The sequence below is a fragment of the Fictibacillus marinisediminis genome (assembly GCF_023149135.1).
GTDB classification, from domain to species: Bacteria; Bacillota; Bacilli; order Bacillales; family Fictibacillaceae; genus Fictibacillus_C; species Fictibacillus_C marinisediminis.
Genome location: NZ_JAIWJX010000002.1, coordinates 2689469 through 2706441 on the forward strand (window position 1 = coordinate 2689469; position 16973 = coordinate 2706441).

The 16973-nt window shown below is 41.9% G+C and carries 19 protein-coding genes; 6 read left to right on the top strand and 13 right to left on the bottom strand.

Annotation, left to right across the window (positions count from 1 at the left end):
- Positions 1 to 206 precede the first annotated feature (206 nt).
- A complete protein-coding gene (gene holA / locus LCY76_RS14350; protein ID WP_248253189.1) occupies positions 207 to 1226 on the bottom strand; it encodes a DNA polymerase III subunit delta in 1020 nt (339 codons plus the stop codon).
- A 332-nt stretch (positions 1227 to 1558) separates the two neighbouring features.
- Between holA and LCY76_RS14355 the strand changes: the two genes are divergently transcribed.
- On the top strand, positions 1559 to 1693 hold the full coding sequence (locus LCY76_RS14355; RefSeq protein WP_082316196.1) for a YqzM family protein: 135 nt from the start codon (positions 1559 to 1561) through the stop codon (positions 1691 to 1693).
- Positions 1694 to 1725: 32 nt separating this feature from the next.
- On the opposite strand, the gene LCY76_RS14360 is transcribed toward LCY76_RS14355, so the two are convergent.
- From LCY76_RS14360 to LCY76_RS14370, 3 genes are all read right to left on the bottom strand, one after another.
- On the bottom strand, positions 1726 to 4029 hold the full coding sequence (locus LCY76_RS14360) for a DNA internalization-related competence protein ComEC/Rec2 (RefSeq protein ID WP_248253190.1): 2304 nt from the start codon (positions 4027 to 4029) through the stop codon (positions 1726 to 1728).
- A gap of 3 nt (positions 4030 to 4032) precedes the next feature.
- Positions 4033 to 4614 (bottom strand): ComE operon protein 2, encoded by a 582-nt coding sequence (locus LCY76_RS14365; protein WP_248253191.1) that lies wholly within the window; start codon positions 4612 to 4614, stop codon positions 4033 to 4035.
- 65 nt (positions 4615 to 4679) lie between these two features.
- Entirely contained in the window at positions 4680 to 5312 is a 633-nt protein-coding gene (locus LCY76_RS14370) for a helix-hairpin-helix domain-containing protein (protein WP_248253192.1), read from the bottom strand.
- 98 nt (positions 5313 to 5410) lie between these two features.
- Between LCY76_RS14370 and comER the strand changes: the two genes are divergently transcribed.
- Positions 5411 to 6247, top strand: a complete 837-nt coding sequence (comER, locus tag LCY76_RS14375; protein ID WP_053357813.1) for a late competence protein ComER — start codon at positions 5411 to 5413, stop codon at positions 6245 to 6247.
- Between the two features lie 69 nt (positions 6248 to 6316).
- Here the strand turns inward: comER and LCY76_RS14380 are convergent, their stop codons facing one another.
- From LCY76_RS14380 to LCY76_RS14415, 8 genes are read right to left on the bottom strand one after another with little or no spacing between them, the layout of a single operon-like run.
- Positions 6317 to 7057, bottom strand: coding sequence for a class I SAM-dependent DNA methyltransferase (locus LCY76_RS14380; protein WP_248253193.1), 741 nt, complete (start codon positions 7055 to 7057; stop codon positions 6317 to 6319).
- Between the two features lie 13 nt (positions 7058 to 7070).
- Positions 7071 to 7424: a ribosome silencing factor gene (gene rsfS, locus LCY76_RS14385; protein WP_062234829.1), complete on the bottom strand. Its 354-nt coding sequence runs from the start codon at positions 7422 to 7424 to the stop codon at positions 7071 to 7073.
- A 16-nt stretch (positions 7425 to 7440) separates the two neighbouring features.
- The gene (yqeK, locus tag LCY76_RS14390; RefSeq protein WP_248253194.1) at positions 7441 to 8013 is read right to left on the bottom strand and encodes a bis(5'-nucleosyl)-tetraphosphatase (symmetrical) YqeK; all 573 of its coding nucleotides are present in this window, start codon (positions 8011 to 8013) and stop codon (positions 7441 to 7443) included.
- Positions 7991 to 8581: a nicotinate-nucleotide adenylyltransferase gene (locus LCY76_RS14395; RefSeq protein WP_248253195.1), complete on the bottom strand. Its 591-nt coding sequence runs from the start codon at positions 8579 to 8581 to the stop codon at positions 7991 to 7993. Before LCY76_RS14395 ends, yqeK begins: the two co-directional genes overlap by 23 nt.
- 12 nt (positions 8582 to 8593) lie before the next feature.
- On the bottom strand, positions 8594 to 8884 hold the full coding sequence (yhbY, locus tag LCY76_RS14400; RefSeq protein WP_248253196.1) for a ribosome assembly RNA-binding protein YhbY: 291 nt from the start codon (positions 8882 to 8884) through the stop codon (positions 8594 to 8596).
- Positions 8871 to 9713, bottom strand: coding sequence for a shikimate dehydrogenase (gene aroE / locus LCY76_RS14405; protein WP_248253197.1), 843 nt, complete (start codon positions 9711 to 9713; stop codon positions 8871 to 8873). The genes yhbY and aroE overlap by 14 nt, the downstream gene beginning before the upstream one ends.
- A gap of 15 nt (positions 9714 to 9728) precedes the next feature.
- On the bottom strand, positions 9729 to 10829 hold the full coding sequence (gene yqeH / locus LCY76_RS14410; protein ID WP_248253198.1) for a ribosome biogenesis GTPase YqeH: 1101 nt from the start codon (positions 10827 to 10829) through the stop codon (positions 9729 to 9731).
- Positions 10830 to 10831: 2 nt separating this feature from the next.
- Positions 10832 to 11347: a YqeG family HAD IIIA-type phosphatase gene (locus LCY76_RS14415; protein ID WP_248253199.1), complete on the bottom strand. Its 516-nt coding sequence runs from the start codon at positions 11345 to 11347 to the stop codon at positions 10832 to 10834.
- Positions 11348 to 11771: 424 nt separating this feature from the next.
- On the opposite strand from LCY76_RS14415, the gene sda reads away from it, so the two are divergent.
- Positions 11772 to 11927 (top strand): sporulation histidine kinase inhibitor Sda, encoded by a 156-nt coding sequence (gene sda / locus LCY76_RS14420; RefSeq protein WP_053357805.1) that lies wholly within the window; start codon positions 11772 to 11774, stop codon positions 11925 to 11927.
- Positions 11928 to 12222: 295 nt separating this feature from the next.
- The gene (gene pssA / locus LCY76_RS14425) at positions 12223 to 12762 is read left to right on the top strand and encodes a CDP-diacylglycerol--serine O-phosphatidyltransferase (RefSeq protein WP_248254686.1); all 540 of its coding nucleotides are present in this window, start codon (positions 12223 to 12225) and stop codon (positions 12760 to 12762) included.
- Between the two features lie 44 nt (positions 12763 to 12806).
- Here the strand turns inward: pssA and LCY76_RS14430 are convergent, their stop codons facing one another.
- Positions 12807 to 14585, bottom strand: coding sequence for a M3 family oligoendopeptidase (locus LCY76_RS14430; protein WP_248253200.1), 1779 nt, complete (start codon positions 14583 to 14585; stop codon positions 12807 to 12809).
- Between the two features lie 588 nt (positions 14586 to 15173).
- Between LCY76_RS14430 and LCY76_RS14435 the strand changes: the two genes are divergently transcribed.
- Both LCY76_RS14435 and LCY76_RS14440 read left to right on the top strand, forming a co-directional pair.
- Positions 15174 to 15419 (top strand): hypothetical protein, encoded by a 246-nt coding sequence (locus tag LCY76_RS14435; protein WP_248253201.1) that lies wholly within the window; start codon positions 15174 to 15176, stop codon positions 15417 to 15419.
- A 168-nt stretch (positions 15420 to 15587) separates the two neighbouring features.
- Positions 15588 to 16838, top strand: a complete 1251-nt coding sequence (locus tag LCY76_RS14440; protein WP_248253202.1) for an Nramp family divalent metal transporter — start codon at positions 15588 to 15590, stop codon at positions 16836 to 16838.
- The last annotated feature ends 135 nt before the right edge of the window (positions 16839 to 16973 follow it).

The following is a 16973-nucleotide window of genomic DNA, read 5'->3' on the forward strand; positions in this document are numbered from 1 at the left end:
CGTCGAATCCTGTCGTAAGTTGTCGCGTATAAACGACTTGAAAATAAAAGCGTAGATTTTAAACATAAATCAGATTTTTTGAACATAAATCGGTATTTTTGAACATAAAAACTATAAATTTGAATAATTTCCAAATTGGTGGTTTTATGATTTAACACAGCATGAACAAAAAACGTCCAGCCGATATCCAATCGGCTGGACGTTTTTTAATTTGCCATCTTCAGCATAATCAGTTCCAAAATAAGCTGTTTATCCATTTTTCCTGTTTTCATTTCATAATCCGCCTCAGCTATGCGATCCAGCATGCTGAGAAGCTCTTCTTCCTCAAAAAGCCTCGCCTGTCTGGAAGCCAGTTTTACTGCATAGGGATGCAGCTTTAAAGCTCCTGCAATCTGTTTTTCTCCATATCCTTTTGAAAAAAGTTCTTTCACCCCGTATATAATACGAAATTGTCTTGCCATCAGGGAGAGAATTTTAATCGGTTCTTCATTCTGCTTGGCTAGGTCATAAAAAGTTCTTAGTGCAGCGTCAATTTTTTTATGAACAATATCATCAATGAGAGAAAAAATATTATCTTCCAGTGTTCTCGGTACGAGTTCATCAATGACGGGTATCGTGATATTTCCGCCATCCCCAACGTATAATGCCAGTTTGTCCATTTCCTGAATGAGCGCCATCAATTCATTTCCTACCTTGGCCGTCAAATATTGAGCTGCATCTGTATCGATGTGCACTTGCCGCTGAATCGCCCGGTCCTTAATCCATTCTACTGCCGAATCACCGCTCAAAGGGGTAGCCGCGATCAGTTCTCCTGACTTTTTCAGCGTTTTAACTATTTTCTTTCGTTCATCTAATTTCTCAGCTGGGACCACGAAAACGAGAAGCGTAAAATCAGCTGGATTCTGAATATATCTTTCAACGGTTGCAAGATCATGCTCAACTTTGCTCTTGTCCTTTACCCCTGTTAGAAAATAAGCATTTTTCACGACGACAACACGCCTGTCCCCCATAAACGGGAGCGTTTCCGCATCTTCCATAACCGCTTGTATAGGAGTTTCCATATAGTCATATACAGAGAAGTTAAAATCCTTATCTTCTTCATTCAACGAATGCTTTACAATGGCGGATATGGCTTGCTCAATAATATAAGATTCAGTTCCGTACAGAACATAATACGGAGAAAATTCCTTCTGCTTCAACTTTTTTTGTAATGGGACGATCGACAAAACCACTCACCTCAAACTTTCTCTGTTCTTATCGTATGCCGTATAGCTGTTTTTTTCAATAGGAATCAAACCAAAAAAGAAGAAGCAGCTTATGCTGCTTCTTCATTTATATTAAACGCTGATCACCAAGACCCCGGGACTCCCAGTGAACAGCGAGTAAACCGCTCTATTCCTTGTAATGTTATGATATCCTATGCCAATCTGCAGTATTGGTGACAACAGTTAGCAAAAAAGGAAAAGAATATGCATTTTATAGACAACGCTTCCAATCAAATATGGATTTTTTTATCTGAATGACTTATACTTATTATCGATACGGGAGGGTTGCGGAAATGAATCATTTCGAAAAAGACGTCCAAAGCAAACGCAATGATTTAATCGATTCAGGCATGGGCTTCGTTTGGTCCTTTGGTTTTTTCACGTTAATCTTTGCAATTGGAGTTATTATCAAACTTATCGCTACATAATCAATAAAAAGAAGCCTGAAAAAGGCTTCTTTTTATTTGGATCCGGTTACACTGTGATGTATCCTTAGCTCATGACCCCGCATTTGGATCTCAATATCCCCAAGCTGATCGGTACGCAAAATGACCGCAGCATTTTTTTTGAAACGTGACACAACATCCGGATGAGGATGTCCGTACCGATTGTTTTTCCCGGCTGATATGACGGCATAAATGGGATTGACAGCGTTGATAAAAGCCTGTGAGGACGACGTTTTACTCCCATGATGGCCAGCCTTTAAAAAATCTGCCTTTAAAGGGACATCTTCACTTATAATACGCTTTTCCCCTTCTTCTTCTAAATCCCCAGTGAATAGGAAGGAAAAACGCTTCATTTTTGCTAACAGGACGAGGGATTGGGCATTGCTCTCGGTCTCATCACCATAAGGAGAAAGTACATAAAAAAGATGATCCCCAACCGACCACCTTTGCCCGCGCTGAGTAACACGAATAGGAATATCCAGGCTGGCCGCATGATTCAGCACACTGGTTTCCAACACTCCGTCAATTGTGCCTTTTGGATACAACAGTTCACCTATCATGACTCCAGACAGAACCGTTTCCGCCCCGCCGATGTGATCCATGTCTCCATGCGTCAATATCAATTTATCGATCTTCCGGATCCCCCGTGCTTTTAACGCGGGCATAACGACCTCTTTCGTGATATTATAATCCACCTTTCTTTTTCTCCATTCTTCCTTTTCAAAATTTAATGTTCCTCCCGTATCTATTAAATAAACCCCTTGCCTGAATGGAAGTTCAATCAAGATACTGTCTCCCTGCCCAACATTTAAATAGGTAATTGAGCTGCTTGGATCAAGGGAATGAACATTCCAATGAAAAACACCGGCCAAAACAAGAAAGGAAGCAGGATGAAGCAGACGCTTATGACATCCATACCTTTCCCATTGGACGAATAAATAAAAGATGCCAAAATAATAGATCGGGATAAGATAGGCAGGAGGCTGTCCAAACACAAAATTAAGATTGTTCTGCTGCGCGTAAAGAAGGATTGAATTTGTGAATTTTATGAGGATGACAGGAAGATAAAGGATTATTTTCGCTGCATTGAGCGATAGGAACAAAATCGGAAGTGACAGACACGCAAGGGGCAGAACCACAAAAGACAGTAAGGGAATAAACAGAAGGTTCAGAGGCACTGACCATAATGACGTTTCATAAAAATGGTAGATAATGATGGGGAAAGAAACAATTTGGCATATGAAGGTAGTTACCAAGGCTTGAGCTAAATAGGAGGTATATCGGCTGAAGATCAGACGCGATGATATCAGTAAGGCAAACACATTCATAAAAGATAGCTGAAAACCGAGCTGAAAAACGTAATAAGGGTTCATCAGAAGCATAAGAAGGCACACACCGCTCACAGGTGACAACGGATGAATCCTCCATTTATATCGCCGGAACATCAGCAGCGCCATACCCATAATACCTGCACGGACGATGGAAGCTTCACTGCCGGTCATCACAACATAAAGAGGCAGGACCGCAGCGATACCCAGAGCTGCTCTTTCCCTGGTGATGCCCATTCGAAGACTGCCCGCAAAGAGCATGCCCATGATGATCGCCACATTAAACCCTGATACCGCAAGCAAATGTGACAAACCCATTCGCTGGTAGGCCTCATCAATATCGCCCGGTATTTTTTCACGATAGCCAAATATCAGAGCATTGATTATCCCGGAGACATCCTCTTCAACCACTTTTTCTATCAGACGGATGCCCTTTTCACGAAAAGCAGCTGCATGCCCCAATAGATCAGGCGGTTTATCCCGGCAAGCAGAGACTGCAAGATGGGCTGCCTTTATGCTCCAGTGGATTCTCTGTCGTTTTAAGTACGAGGCGTAATCCATTCCTGCGAAATTCCCCCGCCCCTCAGGGACGATCAGTTCACCATCAAACGTACAGACCATCCCCTGATGAAGATGCTGTTTAAGCTGTTTCTGCATCCCATGAGATGGTATGAGATGCTGAACAACAAATTTCTCATGTTTTGTTTGAAGTCTGAAGGATAGTAAATCTCCGTCAATCTCCGGAATGGTCATGACGGTTCCGGTAAAGGTTCGTTCATCTCCAGAAAACCTCGTCACATTTTGCTTATCGGTAAACTGGTAATAGGCGTAAAAGAATACAAATACCGCTAAGCAAAAGCTGATGGCCAACGTATTCGCACCTTTTTTGCCATAAAAAAGAGCGATGCCGGCGATCGCCCAGATGTAATGGCAAGATGATAAAAACACGCCTGCTGCCGCACTTATCGCGTATAAGTATCCGGCTCTCATGTTTTATTTCAAGTGCAAAGAACGGGGATACAGATTATGCGCCTTACTTTTCAAAGCCTCGACTTTTTCTTGATCTCCCGCTCCACCTTCCTCTACAGCTCGCAACAGTTCAAAGGTTAATTCCATCTGTTCTATGTAATGAGGGTTGATATTATGGTCATTAAAAGGGACTTGCTTTACAACCAGTCCTGCTTCTTTAAATTGTTCAATAGCGTACGGGTGATTCTTATAATCTTTGGCATAGTAAAGTGTCTTTATTCCGCTCTGAATAATCGTACGGCAGCAATGCAGACAAGGAAAATGGGTGACATACATTTCTGCCCCCTCCACTGGTACACCAAATTTTGCACATTGCAAAATGGCATTCATCTCGGCATGGATCGTCCGCACACAATGGCCGTCTATCACATAACAACCTTCATCTATGCAATGAACGCCCCCGGATATGGAACCATTGTATCCACCCGCAATGATCCTTTTATCCCTTACGATTGTTGCTCCCACCGCAAGTCTTGTACATGTGCTTCTGTAGGCAAGCAGATGGCTCTGTGCCATAAAATATTCATCCCAGGAAATACGGTCCATCTTTTCTCCTCCAATCTTATTTATTTTTAGTGTAGGCATTTACGCTGCTCTGAGTCAATGATAACTTAGTCAACCTCAATCTGCTCCTTCATGTTTTCCAGAGACTTTTCTCCAATTCCTGGTACATTCAGCAAATCTTCAATTGTTTTAAACGGTCCGTTCTCTTCACGATAGGCCATGATCGCTTTGGCTTTAGAAGGACCTATGCCATTCAGCGTTTCCAGCTCCTGCTCTGCTGCAGAATTAATATTAACCTTTGTTGTGCCACCACCATCCTGTCCTCCTGCTCCTGGCCCAGCCGGCAAACGTTCCTCGCCTTTGGCTGGGATGTAAAGAAGCATTTCATCCTTCACCCGTGCTGAAAGGTTAACTCCTTTTTCCTCCGCTTTTTTCGAAAACCCTCCTGCTCGATTAACTGCATCAATCACCCGGTCCCCTTGCTTCATCTCGTACACTCCCGGTTTCCTGACTGCACCTTTTATATCGATCTCAATTCTCTGAGAATCTGCATCCTTTGCAATAGGGGTTGTTTTACTCGCTGCCCCTTTATTCTCCATCAATTCGACCGGAATGCCTTGTTCATGCTCTACTTCATCGGGCATTCTTCCTGCAAAATAGAAAATTGCGGCTGCCAAGCATGCCGCAGCGGGAAGAATGTACCTGAGTTTGCGAACGGCTCCATCATATTTTCTGATCATCATTCGTCTCCTTTCAATACGATAATTTCAATTTCATATTTTGGGCAAATCAAGCATATACATCAAGGTAGGAAAGATAAGAGAGAGGAGGAGTTAAAGTGAAACTAGGTTTTATTGGAACCGGGAACATGGGGAGCATTTTAGTGTCATCTTTCATAGAATCATCGGCTGTACAGCCTTCACGTATAATGGTCACAAACCGGACGCTTTCTAAAGCCGAACGTCTGCAGTCTGCCCACCCCAAACTCCGAGTGGGAGCAACAGCTGAAGAGGTGATCCGTTTTGCCGATATCCTTTTCATCTGTGTAAAGCCGCATCAATTCTATGATGTTCTTTCTGAAAATAAAAAGTTTATATCCAAACATAAACTCGTGGTCTCGATCACAAGCCCCATTTCCTGTGAACAAATTGAAAACCTGCTTGATTGCAGTGTAGCCCGCGCCATTCCAAGCATCACAAACCGGGCCCTTTCAGGAACCTCATTGATCACATTTGGTTCGAAATGCCACACGGAATACAAAGAGAAACTCTTATCATTGATGTCGTTTATCTCTAAACCAGTGATCATCGATGAAAATGTGACACGCATCTCATCCGATATCGCAAGCTGCGGCCCGGCATTCATTGGGTATCTCGTGCAATGTTTTGTTGACAGTTCCATTAAAAAAACTGATTTGACAAAAAACCAGGCGACATTGCTTGCCAGTGAAATGATTATTGGAATGGGAAAATTGCTGGAGAACGAAGTGTTTTCATTGCCTTCACTCATTGAGAAAGTTTGCGTGAAGGGCGGAATCACTGGTGAAGGAATAAGAATATTGAACGAGGGAGCAGGTGATGTTTTCGATAAAGTCATAGACCGTACGCATGCAAAATACCACGATGAGTGTGAAAAAATCAGTGAACAATTTGAGGTAAAAGAGGAATTAAAGTAATCATTCGGCAGCATTTGAAATATTCCTTCAAGAATAAAATAAAAAATAAGCCAATCCATGGCTTATTTTTTATTTTTTACAGATGAAGAATATCCGTTCGGCTTCAGGCTGAATATCATCCTGAGAGAAATCTCCTGTTACTGCCAGAACTCGAAATCCGGTGCTTTGCAGCATCTTTTTATAAACCTCAATTGACAAGGTTCTTTGAATATGTACTTCATCAAATCGTATATAACGGTTTTCTTCCTCTTGAACAAAGAAACTAAGCTCATGTTCCACACTGTCTGGTTCTTCCCCTTCATAGCACTGCCAAATATACGAAAGCTGCTCTTCGTTGGATCCAAATGTGCTGCCCATAAATATGTTATGAATTTTATAAAGACTGTGTACATCGAATAAAAAGAGGCCGTCTTCTTTTAAATGCTGATAAACGGATTGAAACGCAGCCAAGACCTTTTCTTCAGAAAGAATATAATTAAGTGAATCACAAAAAATGACAGCAGCATCAAATTCCTGAAGCGCTTCCAGTTCCGTCATATCCTGCTGAATGTATTGTACGGGCACCTTCTGCTGCAAGGATTTTTCATTTGCCATCACCAGCATGTCCTCAGAAAGGTCAACGCCCGTTACGTCATAACCCTGTTTTGATAAGCGGATGGACACAGACCCTGTACCGCAGCCAAGATCAAGGACACTGCTGACGTTTCCCCCATATGACTGAACGGCCTGTTTAAAAAAAGCAACCCATTGATCATACGGTGCATCTTCCATTAGCTGATCATAGTAATACGCAAATTGTTGATAGCTCATCGCTGCTCCACAATTAGGAAAGGATCTTATTCAGATCAACGGTAGGGGCATCTCCCCATAGCTTCTCCAGGTTATAATAAGATCTCTCATCACGATGGAATACATGGACAACCATATCTCCCATATCAACAAGGACCCATCTCGCCTGGTCATAGCCTTCCATGCGCTTGATGATGATCTCTTTTTCAGCTGCTACATCTTTAATTTCCTTGGCGATGGCCTGCACCTGCTTTTCGGAGTTCCCATGACAGATTAAGAAATAATCAGCTACAAGGGAAATGCCTTTCATATCGAGCATCATAATATCTTCCGCCCGTTTGTCATCCACCGCTTTCACGACTAACTCAATTAGCTCCTGTTCTTTCAAAATTATATTCCTCCATTCACTTTTTGTTATTCACTTCAGCCAATAAGCTGTTATACGTATAAATTGTTTCCGGGTATATCAGTTGATTTTGCTTCATTAAGAATCCTACAGTATTTTTTAATGCCTGAATACAAGCAAGGTTTAGATTTCCCTTAGCCAATTGACGGACTTCATCAACGCCCGGAAAAATCCTGCCCGGTTCGATATAATCCGCAAGAAAAATAATTTTCTCAAGCGTACCCATCGCTGCTCTGCCCGTCGTGTGATTGGCGATAGCCTCGAGTACCTCAAGGTCTTCGATTCCTGCTTCTTCTTTCACCAGATAAGCACCGACCGGGGCATGCAAAAGTTCTGTCCCATAATGAAGGAGGCTCTCTGGCATGCCCTGCTGCATGACAATCTCCCGCATCTCATCCTTTGAACGGAATTTGGCATAATCATGAAATATGGCTGCAAGTTCGGCTTTTTCCTTGCTTGCTCCATATCGGTCTGCAAGCTCGATAGCCGTTTCCATTACACCAAGTGTATGAATGTACCGATGTTCCGTTAATTGAGCCTTAACGATTTCAAGGGCTTCTTCTCGATCCATAAAGTCCCTTCACCTCTATAATTTTTCTTACATCATCCGGAATTAAATATTTTGTGTTCTCTCCAGCTGCTATTCTCTTTCTGATCAGGGTCGAAGAAACATCAAAAACCGGTACTTCCAGCAAATGGACTCCATAAGGATTATGGTTTTCATCAAGGGGATGGCCGCTGCGGTTAATACCGATAAAGGTTACAAGCCGGCTAAGCTCCTCGATCCCATGCCAAGTGGATAACGAATCAGCCATGTCACCGCCAATAATGAAAAAATAATGATGGTTCGGTTCCCTCTTTTTAAGTTCCCTGATGGTATCTATAGTATATGAAGGGCCTTCCCTTTCAAACTCTATAAGAGAGAGGGAAAATTTAGAATTTCCCTGGATGGCAGCTTTTACTAAGTCGATCCGGTCCTCTGCTGAAACACCTGATACCAATTCCTTATGAGGCGGATGGCTTGCCGGAAGCCATTCAACCCTATCAAGTGAAAATGCGGCTAATGCCTCCTGGGCAATGAGAAGATGCCCGTTATGCGGAGGGTGGAAAGAGCCGCCGAAAATACCGATTCTCGCCATGTAATCAATCCTTTACGGAAGTACAATCTCTTTATTTTCTTTAGATTCTTTATAGAGAATAATGACATTTCCAATCACTTGCACGAGGTTGGCCTTTGCGCCTTTAACCAATGTCTGAGCGACGTCTTCCTTGCTTTGCTCGCAATTTTGCAGGATGCTGACCTTGATTAACTCACGCGCCTCAAGTGCATCTTCAATTTGCTTGACCATATTGCTGTTGACTCCGCCTTTTCCAACTTGAAAAATAGGCTGAATCGGATTTGCTTTTGAACGTAAAAAACGTTTTTGTTTACCTGTTAACATAATTTCCTCCCAATTTCTCGATCACGATCGTTTCCATCAGTTCGATGTCTGGCTGCATACCTGTCCACTTCTCAAAAGAAAGAGCACCTTGAAGAACCAGCATGGACACTCCGTTGTCAATAACTGCTCCCCGCTTCTCACCTTCCTGCAAAAAAGCAGTTTTATACGGGTTGTATATGATATCAGAGAGTACTGTACCCGGTGCAAGATGATGGAGATCGATAGGAGTGCTCCCATCATTCTTCATTCCGATAGACGTCGTGTTAATTACGATTTGAAAATCTGAAAGAACGGCAGCTGCTTCTTGTAAGCTCATTACCTTGTCATGCTCTCTCAAACACTCTATTTGAATATCTCTTGCTTTTTCCATCGTCCGGTTAGCAATGACGATGGATTTAGGAGCCGTTTGCGCCAGAGCATAACCAATCGCTCTGGATGCCCCGCCTGCTCCAATAATAAGAACATTCGCTTGCTCAATAGGAAAATGGACATGCCGTATTAATCCTTTTACAAAACCAGCCCCGTCCGTATTGTATCCAATCAGCTTTCCGTTCTCATTCAACACCGTATTTACGGCTCCGATCTTTTTAGCCTCGTCCGAAATTTTGTCCAGATAGGGCATAATGGTTTGTTTATGCGGAATCGTCACATTCCAGCCTGCAAAACCCTTTGTTCTCATATTGTAAATTGCCTCTTCCAAACGATCAGGATGAACTTCATATTTGTCATAATAAAAAGGAAGCCCTGATTTTTGAAAAGCTGCGTTATGCATCTCCGGTGACATGGAATGGCTGACAGGATATCCAATTAGACCGACTAATTTTTTCATTTTGATCACTCCCGGCTATATGAGTGAAGGCCTCAATGTTACCGCAACGCCTTCAGGTGCATATGCTGCGATTTGAGCGCCCGGTTCTTTAACCGACACCCATCCAAGTCCAGAAAAGACAACATCAGTATCTTTATCTTTGATCTTAAATTCATGCCTTCTGAGAGGCGGCAGATTCTCAGCATCCGAAGGCGGCGACAAAAGATCACCCAGATGGTTCTTGTATAGTTCATCCGCCTTTTCAAGCTTGGTTCTATGAATGGTTAACTCATTGGAAACGTGGCAGACAAACGACCTTCGTCCCCCACTGATGTAATCAAACCTGGCCAGTCCGCCTAAAAATAAAGTCTGGCCTTCATTTACCTGATAAACCATCGGCTTTATTTCTTTTTTGGGCATGATGATTTTCAATTCATTCTTCCCGACAAAGTGAGCCATCTGATGATGGTTGATGATTCCCGGCGTATCATACAGTGCTGTTTCAGCATCAAGCGGTATATCGATCAAATTCAGTGTTGTACCAGGAAAGTGAGAGGTTGTGATAATATCATCCTGTTCTGTTCCAAGCTGTTTGATCAGGCCATTAATGAAAGTGGACTTTCCTACATTGGTACAGCCGACAACGTAGACATCCTTGCCATCTCTCAGTTCATCAATCCGTTCAGCTACGTCCAGCAGGCCGGTGCCTTTCGCTGCAGAAACCAGGTGTACTTCTTCTGCCTTTACACCAAGTTCCTTTGCCATAGTTGACATCCATTGAGTCATCCTGTTTTTATTGACCGATTTTGGAAGCAAATCCACCTTGTTTCCTACAAGTATAAGCTTATTGCGTCCAATGTAGCGGTGTATACCAGGAAGCCACGAGCCGTTGAAATCAAAGATATCTACAATTTTGACGACAAGGGCATCTGTTTCTCCAATTCCTGACAAAATTTTCCGGTAATCGTCATCGGTAAGGCTGACATCTTGAATCTCGTTATAATGCTTAAGACGGAAACAACGCTGGCAGATCACAGCATCCCTTTTTAAACTGGACGGCGGTGCATAGCCTAGCTCGTCCTTATTTTCCGTCTGAATGGGTGCTCCGCATCCAATACATTTAATTTGTTCCTTCAATCTTATTCCTCCCAGTTAAGCATGCCTTTCCTTTTCATCCATGATAAAATCATTCTTTCAATTTTCCTGTTTACTCTTGTCCATAGACCATCGGTGCTTGCCACAGGTACAACCATGATCGTATGGAGACCCAGCCGATTCCCGCCAAGGACATCCGTCAGCAGCTGATCACCGATAACTACAATTTCTTCACGTTGAAGTTTCATATCACGAATAGCCCGCTTGAATGCACGGGACATTGGTTTTCTGGCACTATAAATAAACGGAATTTTAACTGGATCGGAGAAGCTGCTCACACGCTGCTGCGTGTTATTTGAAACAATTGTAATTAAAATTCCCTTTTCTTTAAAAGAGCTAAACCATTTTAAAAGTTCAGGAGTAGCTTCCGGCCGATCCCATTCAACCAGGGTATTATCCAGGTCCGTAATGATCCCTTTTACATTTCGTTTCACTAGCATTTCAGGGGTTATATCAAAAATGCTCTGGACATGTTCATCCGGCAAAAATTTTTTTAACATGCTGGACACCTCTATACTATTCATTCAGATTACACTTTTACATTGTACCAGTTATTCGACGGGTAACAACTTTTTTATTGTTTTAAGATACATTTGCCTGGAAAGTATGCATTCTTTTAAAGAAAAGTTTTCGACAAAATGTTCGCATTCCGACAATGTGGATAACTTTATTAACATTATTCCTCTATGCAATGAGCAGAATTTTCTGTCTTATCTACATGCTACCCACAAGTTATCCACCAAACATTGTGGATAATCGAACGATTGTTCTGTTCCATGTTTCATGTTAAGCTGATTTTAGAAAACTACCCGAACATATAGTTTATGCGGATCTATGAGAAATCATGACACATACAGCAATTAAAATGCATCAATATGCATTAAAAACAGGAGGTGAACATGCCACCCGATTGGCATCTCACTTATGGAAAACTTATCGGACGAACTGTTGATCGAATCTTATTTTAAAGCAAAAGAACTTCAATTAAGTACAGACTTTATTTCATTGATTCAAAAAGAGATCGAACGCAGATCACTTCAGACCCGTCTCAGCACTCACTTTTGGAAAGCCCATCACTAAAAATGGGCTTTTTTTTATGCCTTAAGTAATTCATTTAGTTCTCAATTTAATAGTAGGCATGTTTTCTGGAAATGATACAGTGTTCTATTCCAAAGTTCTCACCCTTTTTATTTCTATTAAATAGGAAGAAACAGAAACAGGGACTTATTGCCAATTATCCCCTTTCCAATTTTATAAAATTAACATATAATGATAAGAATCAAATATATTTCATTAATAGTGAATAATATTAATACACAAGTACTCTTTCCATTCAGATGAAGAAAGGTACAGGGAGTGATGTGATGTTATGTCCATGATTGCAAGAGAGCGGGTTGACTCTACAGTTAAGAAAATGAAAGGCCAAACGGCCAACGTTCTTACGCTGATCAACCTTTCACTAGGTGCTCTCGCTTTGATGTTTATTTTTAAAGATGATTTAAAAGTTGGCTTTATTCTAATTTTTTTAGCAGGCCTTTTTGACAGATTTGATGGTATGGTTGCACGGAAATTAAACATAGAATCAGAATTTGGTAAGCAGCTGGATTCACTGTGTGACTTAATTTCCTTCGGGATTGCACCTGCATTCCTGCTGTATCAGGGCTCTCTTTTCAATTTTGGGGTTCCCGGCATTATTTTTACCATTCTATTTATCGTGTGTGGAGCGATGCGTCTGGCACGATTCAATATTACCGAATTCAACGGTTCCTTCGTCGGTGTTCCAATCACTGTGGCAGGGTGTATCATCGCCATGTGCTATCTTCTTATCCCTTTTGTTCCAGGATATGTTTTTATGTTTTTCATCATCGCTTTTGCTTTTCTAATGATCAGTTCGATCTCCATCCAGAAAAGGTAATTAAAAACCATGGCCGACTTGGGCCATGGTTTTGTTGTGGCTTATTATTTTGTCAGTTCAAGAAATTCCTTCACATCTTCCATTGCAACCTCTATGCCCTTTTTCCAGAACGCCGGTTTGGTTACATCTTCATTCAAGTGTTTCATCGCCAATTCCTCGACCGTCATGCTTGCCGTATCTCTGAGAAGAGCGATGTACTTCTCTTCGAAACTGCTGCCTTCTATTTTGGCAATCGCATAAATGCAGGCACTGAACAAATACCCAAACGTATATGGGAAATTGTAAAATGGAACGTCGGTAATATAGAAATGAAGCTTAGAAGCCCAGAAATATGGATGATAGCTTTCAAGAGAGCCGCAGAAGGCTTCTTTTTGTGCTTCAGCCATCAATTCATTCAAACGCTCAACAGGTACAAGCCCTTTTTTGCGCTCTTCATAAAATCTAGTCTCAAACAAGAACCGGGCATGAATGTTCATAAAAAAGGCTACAGAGCGCTGTGCTTTATCTTCAAGCAGGGCAATCTTTTCTTCTTTTGTTTTCGCATTCTTTACTGCAGCATCTGATACGACCATTTCAGCGAAAGTAGACGCGGTTTCCGCGACATTCATCGCATAGTCAGTAGCCAGATAAGGCATATCTTCCATTACATATGAGTGGAAGGCATGGCCAAGTTCATGTGCTAGAGTGGAGACATTGCTTGGTGTGCCCGAAAACGTCATGAAAATTCGTGTTTCGTTCTTTACCGGGAAACCAGTACAGAATCCACCAGGCCTTTTACCTGTACGGTCTTCCGCTTCAATCCATTGCTTTTCGAACGCTTGTTTTGAGAACTCTGCCATCTTAGGGCTGAAGGACTGAAACTGCTCGACAATAAAGTTGGCCGCTTCATCATAGCTCATTTTGCTGTCGGCACTTGATAATGGTGCATCAACATCGTGCCAGCTTAATTTATCCAAGCCAAGGAGAGAAGCTTTTCTGTCCAGGTAGGACACGAAAAGACCTTTATTCTCTTCGATTGCCTGCCACATGGCGTTCAGCGTATCAGCAGACATGCGGTTGATATCAAGCGGTTCTTTCAGCACTTCGTCCCACTTGCGATGCTTATATAGGCTGTTTCGGAACCCTGCAATATGATTTAAAGCTTCTGCACAATAATCACCCTGCTGATCCCATGCTTCCGTATATTTAGCGAATACCGTTTCTCTTTCCTGCCTGTCCGCACTTGTCATCCGGTTTTCTGCCTGGCCGACAGAAAGCGTTTCTTTCTTGCCGCTCAGTTCTACCTCGATGCCGATTTTCCCTACGACTGTGTCATAGAGGGTAGACCAGCTATGATACCCATCCACGGCCAGGTCATTCATCAAAGCTTCTTGTTCATAAGACAATTTTTGAGACGCAAGATTACGTCTCTCATTTAACGAAAATGCAATGCTGGACAAATATTCGCTTTGAAGGGCTTCGTTCCACTCTTCATCCGGAATTTCAGCCATCTTATTATCAAGAAGCACCAGAATGGTAGTGTAGGCCGCATTCATAGACTCGAGCTTTCCGCGAAGATTTAAAGCCTGTTTGTCATTAACATCTTGAGCAGCAAGACACCCAACATAGGAGATACATTCATTCAATAAGGCAGCTGTTTCTTGAACATCCTTCACGATCACCTGAAATGATTCCTCTGAAAACTGAAAGTCTTCTACCTTTTTGTTTAGAGCCGCAAGCTGTGCTTCAATGCTGGAGATAGCAGATAAAAGCTCTTCCGATCGGCTACCTCCGCTGAATATAGAATCCAAATCCCAGCTCTCGCGCAATCCCTGTAATAGCATGATAATCCCCCTTGTAAATAAAGTATTCGATCTTCTTCCATTATAATGAAATTCTCAATAAAAATCGACTATTTAGTTTATTTAAAATAAAAAAACTCTTCTCCCTTACAGGAAAAGAGCCAAAAACCTATTCTGCGATGCAAAGATACATGAAATAGACTAATGTCAGGATCATAACTGCAAATAACAAAACTTCCTGCATATTCCGCAGCCTCCTTATGTATATTTCTTACTTCATCTATTCCCTTTAATAATAGGTTCAATCCTAATTCCTGTTTTCCTTTTTAATTAAATTGTAAATTTCTTACTATTTTGTTTTTTTCAAGAGAGCTTGCTTAATTCATCTTTTTAAGGGGAGCACATTGAAAAATAGAAAATGATCCAAAAGTAATTGAGATCAGCCGAACTTTGACCAAACAAGATTGGGCTTGTTCTTCTACCCTGATGTCTGTCGTCTTCTTCTTTCTCATGCTGGTCTCTGCAATAGTCTGGGTCGTACCCACGATTATTTTTCTCTTCATTATGTAAATGGTGAATACCAATCGATTCGAGCAAGCTCCTGCCTGGATTTCCAATGCAGGAATAATGTTGTACCTAATTACACAATTTATCGTTATACAGAAGTTTTTTACTCACACCTTTTATTCTTTTGCTCCGAAGTACTTGATCTTCTCCGGCAGCAGCTATCTCATTCCCTTACTTCTGGCCGTTCTGGTAGGATGTTTTCTGAAATGGTCGAAGGATAAGGATTGGGGTATTCTTGAAACCGTTTCTTACTATGCTGTCGTGAACATTGTTCTGAGTATTTTTCTTATCGTGCCTTATGTACTTTAACACGAGGAAAGGAAGCATAAATTCCGATGCTTCCTTTTTTGTTTCTTATTTGTTGCATTTTCCTGATTACTCGCATATATTATAGTCAAATCTCAAAAAGTTGAACAAAGGAAACTTTTTAACCTGAAGGACACCCTGTGACCTATTTCGCAAGGAAGGTGAGCAACAATGAATAGTAAAGCACTGGCTACTGCTATCCCTAAGAAGGGTAAATTTCGCAGAGCGTTTCCTTTTCTCGGACCAGCGTTTCTTGTGAGTGTCGGCTATATCGACCCTGGTAACTGGGCAACGAACATTGAAGGCGGCGCCACGTTTGGCTATACGCTGTTATGGGTTCTCCTTCTTAGTAATTTAATGGCGATTCTTTTACAGATTACAGCTGCCAAACTCGGAGTAGCTACAGGGAAATCATTGGCAGAAAACTGCCGCCAGCATTTTTCAAAGCCGGTTGCTGTTTTTTTATGGATAACAGCAGAACTTGCTGCCATGGCTACCGATCTTGCAGAGTTTCTCGGTGCTGCACTCGGGATCTATATACTTCTTGGAATCCCTTTATTTCCAGCCGCATTAATCGGAGCTGCTGTTACATTTGGGATCTTGCTTCTTCATAAGTATGGATATCGTTTCATCGAACAGATCATACTGGCTTTCGTGTTAGTCGTAGCCTCTGTTTATATCATGGAATTATTTTATGCCAAACCAGATTTTGCCCAAGTAGGCTATCATATGGTTGTGCCTCAACTTAGTTCAGCCAGCATCTTAGTGGCCATCGGTATGCTCGGAGCGACCGTGATGCCGCATAATATCTTTCTTCACTCTTCGGTTGTGAAAAATCGTTTGAAGAAGGACCAGCCAAAACATAATCATCGCGTATATAAGTTTGCGATCGTAGATTCCCTTCTTGCTTTGAACATTGCCTGGTTCATTAATTCGGCCATGATCATTGTCGCAGCTGCTGTCTTTTTCAAAAATGGAGTGAGCGTCAAATCGATTGAGGATGCCTATTCAACGCTTACTCCTCTGCTTGGCGGGTTTGCCAGCCTTGCTTTTGCGATCGCGCTGCTCTCAGCCGGCCTATCGTCCTCAGTAACAGGAACAATGGCAGGACAGTATATATTGGAAGGATTCTTGAATGTTAAACTGCCAATCTGGGTTAGAAGGGTTGTAACGATGATTCCCGCTCTTATCATCATTGGGATGGGAATTGATACGTGGAAAGCGCTCGTAGTCAGCCAGGTTGTGCTCAGCATGCAGCTGCCGTTTACGATCATTCCGCTTATCATGTTTACACGCAATAAAAAGATTATGGGCAAATATGCGAACCGACCATTGACGAACGTTTTATTATGTATTGTAGCCACGCTCATTATCTTTTTGAATGCCCTCCTGATTTACCAGACATTCGGCGGGAATTTCTAATAAACAAGAAACAAGCCAGCATAGACTGGCTTGTTTTATTTCGTTTCATTTCCTGTTTTTTGAACGCATACTTTTTTAGCATATTGTTGATTTTCTATCATAATGAGCCTCGGATATTGAAGAGATCCTCAAGCC